Source organism: Pseudomonas sp. NPDC087336, from assembly GCF_044744285.1.
Classification (GTDB): domain Bacteria; phylum Pseudomonadota; class Gammaproteobacteria; order Pseudomonadales; family Pseudomonadaceae; genus Aquipseudomonas.
This window is the reverse complement of record NZ_JBIUYA010000034.1, coordinates 55,379-66,188: the sequence shown is the minus strand read 5'-3', so window position 1 is coordinate 66,188 and position 10,810 is coordinate 55,379. Positions and strand designations below refer to the sequence as shown.

9 protein-coding genes and 1 pseudogene are annotated in these 10,810 nt (G+C 51.7%); 1 reads left to right on the top strand and 9 read right to left on the bottom strand.

Annotated elements, in window-relative coordinates:
* Positions 1 to 124: 124 nt before the first annotated feature.
* The 9 genes and pseudogenes from ACIO0C_RS26300 to ACIO0C_RS26260 all read right to left on the bottom strand — a co-directional run bounded on the left by ACIO0C_RS26300 (position 125) and on the right by ACIO0C_RS26260 (position 9,649).
* On the bottom strand, positions 125 to 1,432 hold the full coding sequence (locus tag ACIO0C_RS26300) for a glycosyltransferase (RefSeq protein ID WP_401316556.1): 1,308 nt from the start codon (positions 1,430 to 1,432) through the stop codon (positions 125 to 127).
* Positions 1,429 to 2,466, bottom strand: a complete 1,038-nt coding sequence (locus ACIO0C_RS26295) for a glycosyltransferase family 4 protein (protein WP_401316555.1) — start codon at positions 2,464 to 2,466, stop codon at positions 1,429 to 1,431. The genes ACIO0C_RS26300 and ACIO0C_RS26295 overlap by 4 nt, the downstream gene beginning before the upstream one ends.
* Positions 2,463 to 3,497, bottom strand: a complete 1,035-nt coding sequence (locus ACIO0C_RS26290; protein WP_401316552.1) for a glycosyltransferase family 4 protein — start codon at positions 3,495 to 3,497, stop codon at positions 2,463 to 2,465. Before ACIO0C_RS26290 ends, ACIO0C_RS26295 begins: the two co-directional genes overlap by 4 nt.
* 2 nt (positions 3,498 to 3,499) lie before the next feature.
* The gene (locus ACIO0C_RS26285; protein ID WP_401316550.1) at positions 3,500 to 4,600 is read right to left on the bottom strand and encodes a DegT/DnrJ/EryC1/StrS family aminotransferase; all 1,101 of its coding nucleotides are present in this window, start codon (positions 4,598 to 4,600) and stop codon (positions 3,500 to 3,502) included.
* A 10-nt stretch (positions 4,601 to 4,610) separates the two neighbouring features.
* Entirely contained in the window at positions 4,611 to 5,240 is a 630-nt protein-coding gene (locus ACIO0C_RS26280) for an acetyltransferase (RefSeq protein WP_401316547.1), read from the bottom strand.
* Entirely contained in the window at positions 5,230 to 6,756 is a 1,527-nt protein-coding gene (locus tag ACIO0C_RS26275; RefSeq protein WP_401316544.1) for an FkbM family methyltransferase, read from the bottom strand. The genes ACIO0C_RS26280 and ACIO0C_RS26275 overlap by 11 nt, the downstream gene beginning before the upstream one ends.
* A 6-nt stretch (positions 6,757 to 6,762) precedes the next feature.
* The gene (locus tag ACIO0C_RS26270; protein WP_401316542.1) at positions 6,763 to 7,506 is read right to left on the bottom strand and encodes an ABC transporter ATP-binding protein; all 744 of its coding nucleotides are present in this window, start codon (positions 7,504 to 7,506) and stop codon (positions 6,763 to 6,765) included.
* 12 nt (positions 7,507 to 7,518) lie between these two features.
* Positions 7,519 to 8,319, bottom strand: a complete 801-nt coding sequence (locus ACIO0C_RS26265; protein ID WP_401316540.1) for an ABC transporter permease — start codon at positions 8,317 to 8,319, stop codon at positions 7,519 to 7,521.
* Between the two features lie 166 nt (positions 8,320 to 8,485).
* Positions 8,486 to 9,649, bottom strand: a pseudogene (locus ACIO0C_RS26260) (IS3 family transposase).
* A gap of 119 nt (positions 9,650 to 9,768) precedes the next feature.
* Between ACIO0C_RS26260 and ACIO0C_RS26255 the strand changes: the two are divergent.
* The gene (locus tag ACIO0C_RS26255; RefSeq protein WP_401316537.1) at positions 9,769 to 10,791 is read left to right on the top strand and encodes an IS110 family transposase; all 1,023 of its coding nucleotides are present in this window, start codon (positions 9,769 to 9,771) and stop codon (positions 10,789 to 10,791) included.
* Positions 10,792 to 10,810: the final 19 nt, after the last annotated feature.

Sequence of the window (10,810 nt, the reverse complement as noted above, 5' to 3'; positions counted from 1 at the left end):
AATTTTGGCAATTTTGTGCCACAAGTAGAGAAGTCGGGAGCATAGCTTCGGGCATCAGATGGCGGCTTGGAATGTGGGGTTCATGGAGCGGATACCGTCGATCAACTAGAGTTAAAGCAAATGATTAGTGCTGGTAGCACTGGTTAAAGATAGCCAGTGGAACAAGTGATTCATTGTTTTGTAAAAGGCTGGTGTCAGCACCCCAACCATGAAGTATGGCAGCGTAATACGATGCCGCCTTCAGGGTGGAGCTGGTTCTAATGCAGGCGGAGCTCATATCGACTAATTGACGTGCGTAGTTTTCAGCCGTAAAGGTCGATTTTGCCCATTCCTGCGCTTGCTGGCCTTTTACTTCCAAGAGGTCAGGGTTTGCATGAAGAGACAATAGCGTTGCTTCAAGCTCTTCAATTTCATTGACATGGTTTATTTTTAGAACGTATTGCTCGGGAAGCTCGCTGTAAAAACCTGTATTGGTGACAACTGTGGTTTTTCCGTAAAGCATAGCTTCGATTGCCGAGGCTGATGCCGCCTCCAGGCTAGGCCAGCGCAAGCAGCTTACCAGGTCCGCATCAATAATGGCGTGTGCCAAAGTGTCTGCGTCAACCTCACCAGAAACCTCGACGTCTACGCTAAGACTTTGCGCGAGTTCGAGGATTTTAACTTTCATTTCAGGCTGAATGGCCCCGACCAGTCGATAAGACACTGTCTCTCTAAGCGTCGGGTTTCCGCCTATGGCCTTGATGCAGCTTTCGACTCTCTTATTGGGGTTCACATGCCCGATTGTGAGCAGCTTGAGCTTGGTCGATGGTATGCGCTTTTGCTTTGTTCCAGCTAGTGCAAGGCCAGGAGAGTTATAGGCCAAGGGCACTACCCGCACAGGTCCTGGGCAGGATTTCAATACTCTATCGCAACCCCAGTTGCTATGAGTCACAGTGCCGGATGCCATCGAGCAAATCCACTCCGTCATAGGCCACTGATCTTTGGTAAGCTCAATGAACTCTTCGCTACTATTTATGTTGAAAAAGCGTTCCGAGGCCTCTTTCGAATAGTACGTCTTCAGGACTTCCCGAGCCTGCTCGATGTTATTGTGAGCCCAGCCCCAAAACAAATTGCCCAGAAAAAAATCATGCAGGCAAACAATACCACTATGACGCGTTAGCCACTCTACGCTGCCTTGATGGAACTGGTAATTGTCACCAATCTGATGAATGCAAGCGTCGGCGCGTACTATGTTAGCCTCAACCTCAGTAGTGTCGAGCCAGGAAATAATATTGCAACCGAAGTCATGTGTTTCGGTAGTCAAGTAGCCGGCCATTTCTGTACGAACAATGACGACTTCGTGTTTTTGAGACACAAGAGCATGTGTTACCACGCTGGTCATCCGGCCAATGGCCGAAGTTTGAATGGCAGGGGTGAAAATTAGAAACTTCATTTCAGCAGCGCCTCGATGGTTTCATTCCAATTGACGCCCAGACTATTCCACAGCTCGTGTGCAGCAGCCCCATATTCGACGGTTGTAGATTTGCTTGCGACTACAGCGCTCATGGCGGCGGCCAGGCCTTCAACGGTGGGTTCTGCCACCCAACCGGTAACACGGTCTTTGACCAAACCTAATATTCCGCCGCTGTCAGTAGTGGTGATCAGCGCCTTGGAGGCAGTAGCGGCCTCCATGGCCACATAACCCAGCGAGTCTTCATCGAACGGTATATAGGCCACAGCCATTGCCCCGTTTACGTAATCAACGTAGGTCGAACGTGGCAAAAAGCGTAGATCCAGGCGAACTCTGTCCGTTACACCCAGTGCCTGAGCCATCTCAATCAGTTGCTCAGCATCCGCTGGAGACTCTGGTGGCCCGGCAATAATCAACTTGACGCGCTTATCGGTCTTGGCTAGGGCTTGGAGGAGCAGGAACTGGCGCTTCATGCCATTGACTCGACCTCCAGCGAAAATGTAGTCGCCGTGGGTGCCGTTGATAAATGATTCTGGATCATTGACAGGTGGCAACAGTACCGTGGAGTCAAAGCCGTTATATTTCAAAAGGCGTTGGCGGGTAACTTCCGAGTTGGTGTAGATATGCCTGCTTTGAGAAAAGCATTCGTTATCTGCATTCAGGATAGTGGAGCGAATATCGTCTCCACTCTGGCCGGGTGGAAGATTTGTTTGACCTGCATCAAACAGATCGTAGGCCTGGCGATACTGATGCAAAAGCCACAATGATTTTCTTGGATGCGGAATCAAGTAGGCTGGAAACTTGAGTGCGATTACATGATCTACATTCGTCAGTTCAAGTGCGCGTGCCATCAACATTTGGGAGGGAATTTTGTTCGAAGGCTCCCATTGAAACGGAATGCGCAAGATCTCGGACTCGTGTCCTGCAAGAGTCAGATGCTTTTGCAAATTGACGGCGAGTTCCTCAGCGCCGCCCCAGATGAAAGGCGCCATGTTGTTGACAACCAAAACTTTCATGCCAGAAGTCGCTCTAGAACGTGTTTCCAGGAAATATTCAAGTCAGCCAAGCGTTGTTTGGCATTGACGCCCATGGCTTCAGTGTTCGCCCGATTCAGATAAAGCCTGTCCATTGCCGATGCGAGAGATTCTGGCGTGGGATCGGCAATAAGACCATTGAAGCCATCCTGTACCAGCTCCAGAACTCCGCCTGAATCCGTCGTGGTCAAAATCGCTTTAGAGGAGTGACTGGCTTCCAGGCTAGGATAGCCGTAAGAGTCTTCGTCTAATGGTAAATAGGCCGCAGCGAGACATTTTGCAAACTGCTCGACTTTTTCTTCCTCGGTAATCCAGCGGTTGTCCAGAATAACCCGGTCAGAAAGGTCGGCCGCCTTGATCGTTTCTTCAATTGCATTAGGGTATTCAGTTCCGCCACTGGAACCTAAAAGTCTCAATCTTACCGGCGTCTTGGTATGCGCCATGGCCTCTACCAGCAGGTGTTGGCGTTTATGGTGTTCCAGTCGGCAGATATACACAATTTCATCGCTTTGCCCTGAGCAATGAAAACGTTCAGGTTGAAAAACCGGCGGGTACAAAACCTCGCTATCCACTCCGTTGTAACGCTTAAGTCTTGCCGAGACAACCTGCGAGTTGGTGAACACGGCTTTTGCTTCACCTAGTGCTTGATCATCAACGGAAAACAGTGCGTCGCGAAAGCCGCGAAACTTTTCGTCGTCAGGATAGGGGCGATACTCAGAATCCCACAGGTCGTAAAAAATGCGCACGTGATGAATGAACCACAAAATTTTATGTGGATGCGGAATCAAGTGAGACTGCGGTCTGAAGCAAATTATCCGATCGGCGGACTGAAGATCTACCCAGCGGAATGCCATCATCTGCTGAAACAGCGTGTCGGGATTGTCTATCTCTGGTAGATAGACAATTTCAACCTGATGGCCTGCTTCCTGTAATGTAGAAGCAAGCCAGTCCACGATGTTTCGGCCTCCGCCGAATACAAATGGCACCATTGTAGAACATAGTGCGATCTTCATTTTTACGATAGGACCTTTTTCAAGCTGTCCGCAATGCGAAGGATATCTTCCTGACTCAAATCCTGGTGTGTTGGCAAGTTAATGCCACGGCCGGACCAAAGATCTGCAGTTGGGTAGATACCGTCTTCTTTGTAAGGTGGCAATACATGCATCGGATAGAACACTGGACGGGTTTCGATGCCCATATCGTCCAACATCTTCATCACGGTATCGCGCTTGTGCTCGTCTCCGTCGCGCAAGAAGATGTTGTACATCCAGAATACTTGCTTCGCCCAGCTGGCTTGAGTTGGAAGGACGATCTTGTCTTGCAGGTCATGAAGTGCATCGTTGTACCATGCAGCGAGCTGGTTACGCTCTGCCAGCGCGGTGTCGATGTTTTCCATTTGCGCCAAGCCAATAGCGGCCTGAATATTCGTCATTCGGTAGTTGTATCCAACTACAGGGAACCAATAGCGACGTTGCGGGTCCATACCTTGGCCACGCAGGAGGCGAAGCTTTGCGGCTAGCTCATCGTCATTGGTGGTGACCATCCCACCCTCACCAGTGGTGACGATCTTGTTACCAAAGAAGCTAAAGGTGGCACATGTGCCAATGGTGCCGACTTTCTTGCCATTTACTTCGGCGCCGTGTGCTTCTGCAGCGTCCTCGACAACCCAGAGACCGTGTTTGTGAGCGATTTCGTTAACCAGATCCATTTGAGCGGGGTGACCATACAAATGAACAGGAATAATGCCCTTGGTTTTGTTGGTTATTTTGCTTTCGATTTCCAGCGGGTCGATGTTCATGGTATCGGAGCAGACGTCGACCAGAACAGGGGTGGCACCGCAGTAACGTACAGCGTTAGCCGTAGCGATATAGGTAACGGTCGGAATGATGACTTCGTCCCCGGGCTGCAAGTCCAGAGCCACCAATGCGAGATGGAGTGCAGTGGTACCATTGTTCGTGGCTATCGCATGTTTAACGTCACAGAATTTGGCAAAACTCTCTTCAAACGCACCGATGTATTTACCGTTTGACGAGATCCAGTTGGTATCAAGACAGTCCAGTACATACTTGCGTTCGTTTCCAGCCAGTTTTGGTTGTGCGACAGAAATACGTTTCATGCTTCGTCCTTCAGATATTATTTATAGCTTTGGCTGGAACGCCAACGACTGTGGTTTTCGAGTTGATACTGGATATTACCACGCTTCCTGCGCCAATCATCACGAACTCGCCTACGCAAATGGTCGGGATGATTTTGGTGCCGATACCCACAAATGTTTCTTGACCGATCTCTACATTGCCGGCAAGAGCTGACTGTGGGGCAATGTGGGCAGCGCGTCCGATTTGACAGTCGTGGTCAACCGTCGCCCCAGTGTTGATGATGCACAAGTCACCTATCGAGGATTCCGCGTTTATCACGGCGCCAGCCATTACCGCCACGCCTTTACCTAGTTTGGCGGACGGGGAGATAACCGCGTTCGGACTGAGTGCATTCACCAACTCGAAGCCGAGGTCGGTAGCGAACTGGGCCAGACGACTCCGTAGGGAGTTCGAGCCAAGGGCGACGAACACTTTCGAATACCCTTCGTTGCGCAGCGTCGCCAGGTGATCGTCGGATTTAAGTACAGGTACCCCTACGCAGGTGTCTGAACTGTCAGAGGAGCCAATACAAAAAGCGACTACGTCACCCTGTGCCTTGAGCAGCTCAATGCAAACTTTGGCATGACCGCCAGCACCTATAACAACGATCTCAGTCTTCATGCTTTGTTTCCAATAGATCGGCCGTTTTGGCCTTAGAGAAAAACAGGTTTACTGATCCAACTGCTCTTAGCTTCTCAATGCTGTAGGCTTCAAGTTCGCCGGAGCTAGGGTTGATGATTTGGTATTCGAAACCCAATTTGGTGAATGTTTCGAGCCAGTCTTCAACGGTATGATCCGTTCGCTCCAGGTGGGATAGGCCTAACTCTACGATAAGTTTAATTTGCGGGTTATTCTTCAGTAGCTGCGTGGCGCCCTCAATAACGTCTAGCTCCGCGCCTTCTGCATCAATTTTCAGAAGATGTATCACTTGGTCTGGACTTACGATGTCATCCAGAGATGTCAAGTCAACTTGTACTGGTGGCTTGGCAAGCGAGGCCGGGGTGTTGAGTTTAAATAGGGAGTGGTGACCGCTTGTCGCACCTAGATTGAGCGACTGCGAACCTGACATGTTCGACACCGCCAGTTGATGAGTTTCAGTAATTTCTGAAAAACCATTGATCCACATGGTTTTATCGATCAGGGCTTTCGTCGGCCCAAAGGGTTCGAAGCCGATTATCTTGCCGGACCCCTGCATGGCTTGAGCAGCCGCGAGCATATGCATGCCGATGTTTGCACCAACGTCGATATAGGCATCACCGGGTTTGATCAGCCTTTGGATAAGCAGGCGGGTGCCAGGTTCCAGTTCTCCAGCTTCGAGTAGAATCGCGATCAATGCATGATCGCTTGCTGAGCAAAGAACATAACCGATTTCGCTCCTGATCATTATTTCATCGGTGCCACAGTTCACGGCGACACGTCGGGCAGAGGCACAGGTGTAACTTTCAATTCTATTGATTTGTTGAAGCAAATCCTCGGGCACTACCAGTTGAGCGCTGGTGAGTTCTTCAGTTTTATTGATCTGCTGAAGCGGCTCCCCGGGCGATGCCAGCTGAGCACTGGTGAGTTCTTCAATTCTATTGATTTGCCTAAGCAGATCCCCAGTTGCTCCTAGCTGGGCACTGGTAAATTCTTCAATTCTTTTGAATTGCTGAAGCAGATCAGCAGGCACTTCTTGCTGAGCGCAGGTGATTTGTTCTATTTGCTGCGCAGTCAATCGCTGGGTCGCTGCAATTGAAGCAATCCGGTGTTCCAATGCTTCAAGTTTTGAGAGTAGGGCATGAGTGCTTGCGTGTTGTTGCTGGGCAAAATCGTTAAAGCCAGCGAGAAAGTACTGGCGAGTACGAAAGGCGATTGGCTTGACCAGCGGCTTCAGGCACCTATAGACCTGTTTTGCAATAAATCGCAGAGTTCGTTTAATCCTGGCCTTGAGTCTGGTACGGTGCGCAAAGGGCTTCTCGATGACGACCTGCGGCTCCTCAACAATGACCTGAGGCTCCTCAACGAGAGTTTGAGGCTCTACGGGTAGATCCGCCAAATAGTCATCTTTCGGCAAAACACCGCTGGCGCTTTGCTTCCGTTTCGAGGCAGATGAAAGTGCGGTGCCGACATCGATGCTTTCGCGTTTTATCGTCTTCATCTACGCTTAGGCTCCAAAATAGGCGGCAGTGACCGTTTCCGCGTCGCCGTCCATCTTTATCTTTCCGTGTTCCAGCCATAGCACTCGATTGCAGGTGTGCATGACCAATTCGCGGGAGTGACTGGCAATGACCAGAATATTAGTCGACTTTACTAGCTCATTCATTCTTGTCTCGGCCTTTTGCTTAAAGCCTTCGTCGCCTACCGATAGCCATTCATCCATTAACAGGATTTCTGGCCTGACGGTGGTAGATACGGCGAAGGCCAGACGCAAGTGCATGCCGGTGGAGTAAGTGCGCAAAGGCATGTCCACGAAATCACCCAGTTCCGAGAACTCGATAATTTCATCGAGTTTTTCTGCAATTTCGGCCTTGGTCATTCCCAGGAGGCCACCGCGCAGGAAGATGTTTTCCCTGCCCGTCGCTTCCGGGTCGATGCCCAAGGAGATGTCGATGAGCGAACCTATTTCACCATTGATTCGAGCGGTGCCTGAAGAGGGTTCGTATACGCTGCTCAGTAAGCGTAACAAGGTGCTTTTGCCAGCGCCGTTATGCCCGAGCAGACCGACACGATCTCCTTTGTTGAATGTGAATGTCAGGTCTTCGAGGGCGCGGACGACTACGCGACCTTGCTGGTCGGAGCCCAACTGTCCGCCAGTCGCTACCTGGATCAATCGTTTCTTCAGAGAGCGGCCGTTTGCGTTGTAGATTGGAAAGTCCACGCAGACATTTTTGAATTCAATAGAGGACATTAAAATTTCTTCTTAGAGCCAGTAGGCGATACGACGTTTGTATCGGCCATAGACTGCGAGTGCGATGAGCCATCCAGCGGCAGCCATGCCGAGCGAAACCCACCAGTTGCTGTCGGTTGGCATCTGCCCTATTAGCGGCGAGCGTACCACGGAAATAAGATGATAGGCCGGGTTCAGATCTAGCAGATAAAGACTTGCACGCTGCGGCAGCAAGCTTGGCATCCACATGATCGGTGTGAGGTAGAAAATGACCTGCAACAGGCTGGCAATAATCTGGGGAAGATCGCGATAACGAGCACACAAGACTGCTAGTAGCAATGCGATCCATGCCAGATTAATCAGTAAGAGGATCAAGCCGGGGAGGCTGACTAGCGCAATCCAGGTCAGCGGTTTTCCGACGGCGAGCAGCACTAGCGGGAAGATCACGATGTTGTGACCCAGAATCAATATGTTTCGCCAGATCAGGCGCATTATGTGGGTGAACAAGGGGATCGGCAGTTGCTTGATGATGCCTTCGGCAGCAATGAAGCCGGAGCACCCTTCAATTATGACGGTAGAGATGAAGCTCCAGATGATCATGCCGACTGCGAGGAAAGGCAAGAACTCCTGGATGGGCGAATTGAAGATCTGCCCAAAAACGACACCAATGGTGCCGATCATCACCCCCATGCTGATTGTCAGCCAGAATGGCCCCAACGCAGACCTTCTATAACGCTGACGAACGTCTTGCCAGCCAAGCATTCCTACCAAAGCGTATCGCCTTGTCGCAGCGATGATGTCTGACAGGGCGATACTTACCGAATCATTGCGCATTAAAAACACCAGTTTATAAAAAACAGGCCATTTTAGGTTGGCGGCAAGGTCGTGTCACCCTTTCTAGTTTTTTCTTTACGGCTTTCAGTCCGTTGCTCACAGCGTAGTCTGTTTGCCCCTCAGCGGTTGGTCCACTATTCGTCCCAGGCGTCAGGCTCTGTAGTGGTCAACTAATCCCGGACACGACGTTGAGTTTTTCTTCGGCCCGAGCTGGCGCCAGCCCGCCGTTGAATTGATGGGGTCGAACCCAGTTGTACCGATGCATCAAGAAGTGGCTGATATCGCGCTGGGCTTCTTGAGCCGTTCTGTAGCCCGTGGTCGGTATCCATTCCGTTTTCAAGCTGCGGAACACGCGCTCCATTGGCGCGTTGTCCCAGCAATTTCCTCGGCGACTCATGCTCTGGCGCATGCGATAACGCCACAATCGCTGACGAAATAGCCGGCTGCGTATTGGGCGACCCCTGATCGGAGTGAAACAGCAGACCCGAAGGCCTGCCACGCTGCTCGTAGGCCATATCCAGGGCCTTGATCACCAGTTCAGCGTCCGGCTTTTCCGACAACGCCCAGCCCACCACCCGGCGCGTGCAAAGATCCAGCACGACCGCCAAGTAATGCCATTTCCCCTGGGCCCAAATGTAGGTGATGTCGCCGCACCAGACTTGATTCGTGGCTGGCACATCAAACTCACGGTTCAAGGTATTCGGGATATCGAGTCTTTCTACTGTCGCTCGTTTGTAGGCATGGGAGCCGGGTTGTTTACTGATTAAATCAAGCTCGCGCATCAAGCTGCGTACTTTGAATCGACCGAGCTGCTCACCGTCTTCACGCATCAGCGACAGGATGCTGCGGCTGCCCGCAGCACTGCGACTTTGCGTGAACAACTCGCTCACCCGGCTGCGCAACCGAAGCCGTTCAACATCAGGCGTGCGGCGCCTAAGGCGCTGGGCGCAGTAGCACGAACGAGTGACTTCAAACACCTTGCACAGCCAATCGACTGGCTCATGGACGCTCAACTGATTGATCAGCGCGTACGCTCGTGATCTTCCGACATCAAGAGCGCGGTAGCCTTTTTTAGTATGGATTTTTCTCGCTCAAGTCGAGCGATCCGGGCTTCCAGCTCCTGAATCTTTTGTTGTTCCGGCGTCAGCGCCTTGCTCTGAAGGGTGACGCCTTGGCGCTCTTTCTGAACCTGGTCAACCCAGCGACGCAGTGCCGACTCACCAATGCCGAGTGAACGGCTGGCTTCGATGTAGCTGTAGTTTTGCTTGAGCACGAGGTCGGCAGCCTCGCGTTTGAATTCAACAGAAAAGGAACGGCGTTGTTTGGTCATCTGACACCTCGATCTGGCGAGCATTCTCGCCTAAATGGGTATCCGGTAATGAGATGGTCACCCCCACACCCTGCGAGGGCTACGCTTTCGCAGGGTGTTTTATTTTGGAGGCCATCATCATGAGCGAATTGGCACTGGTCGGTATCGATCTCGGCAAACACACTTTCCACTTGCACGGCCAGGACGTATCGGGTCGAGAGATGTTTCGCAAGAAGCTCTCGCGCGTGCAGATGATGCGTTTTTTCGGCAACTGCCCCACTTGTACTGTTGTGATGGAAGCCTGCGCTGGTTCCCATTTCGTTGCCCGCGAACTGGCTACCATGGGACATGTAACCAAACTGATATCCCCGCAGTTTGTTCGGCCTTTTGTTAAAAGTAACAAAAATGATTTCGTTGACGCCGAGGCGATCTGCGAAGCCGCCTCACGTCCTTCGATGCGATTTGTCTCACCTAAAACCGAGGCTCAGCAAACGCTCTCAGTACTGCATCGCATGCGTGAGTCGCTGGTGCGTGACCGCACCAAAACGATCAATCAACTCCATGGCTTCCTGCTGGAATTCGGTATCAGCCTGCCTCTGGGCCGGACGGTCATAAAACGTCTGCCTAGCGTTCTGGCCGAGCATGAGTTGCCGATACGGCTCAGCACATTGTTGCAGCGGTTGCACGCACACTTCGCCTATCTGGATGAGCAAATCACGCAGCTGGATAAACAGATGGCTGGCCAACTGGCTGACGATGATCTGGGCAGTCGTTTGATGAGTATGCCCGGCGTCGGCCCGATCACCGCCAGCCTGCTGGCTGTCGAAATGGGAGACGGCAAGCAATTCGGATGCAGTCGTGACTTCGCCGCATCCATAGGGCTGGTTCCCAGACAGTACAGCACGGGTGGCAGGTCTAACTTGAAGGGGATCAGCAAGCGAGGAGACAAGAACCTCAGATGCCTGCTGGTACAGTGCGCCAGGGTTTATATACAAAGGCTCGATAGGCAAAAAGGGGCACTGGCTGATTGGGTGCGCTCATTGCTTCAGCGGCGACACTCCAATGTCGTGGCATGCGCTCTGGCCAATAAACTGGCGCGAATAGCCTGGGCTGCGGATTCCATGACCATCCGGACACCCATTCCACCAACATCCGGACACTGATTCCACGCTGATTCGGACA

Bases quoted from the DNA above. Each gene is read 5' to 3' on its own strand.
- ACIO0C_RS26255 (WP_401316537.1), top strand. From the start codon at position 9,769: ATGAGCGAATTGGCACTGGTCGGTATCGATCTCGGCAAACACACTTTC.
- ACIO0C_RS26290 (WP_401316552.1), bottom strand. From the start codon at position 3,497: ATGAAGATCGCACTATGTTCTACAATGGTGCCATTTGTATTCGGCGGA.
- ACIO0C_RS26270 (WP_401316542.1), bottom strand. From the start codon at position 7,506: ATGTCCTCTATTGAATTCAAAAATGTCTGCGTGGACTTTCCAATCTAC.
- ACIO0C_RS26295 (WP_401316555.1), bottom strand. From the start codon at position 2,466: ATGAAAGTTTTGGTTGTCAACAACATGGCGCCTTTCATCTGGGGCGGC.
- ACIO0C_RS26280 (WP_401316547.1), bottom strand. From the start codon at position 5,240: ATGAAGACTGAGATCGTTGTTATAGGTGCTGGCGGTCATGCCAAAGTT.
- ACIO0C_RS26265 (WP_401316540.1), bottom strand. From the start codon at position 8,319: ATGCGCAATGATTCGGTAAGTATCGCCCTGTCAGACATCATCGCTGCG.
- ACIO0C_RS26285 (WP_401316550.1), bottom strand. From the start codon at position 4,600: ATGAAACGTATTTCTGTCGCACAACCAAAACTGGCTGGAAACGAACGC.
- ACIO0C_RS26300 (WP_401316556.1), bottom strand. From the start codon at position 1,432: ATGAAGTTTCTAATTTTCACCCCTGCCATTCAAACTTCGGCCATTGGC.
- ACIO0C_RS26275 (WP_401316544.1), bottom strand. From the start codon at position 6,756: ATGAAGACGATAAAACGCGAAAGCATCGATGTCGGCACCGCACTTTCA.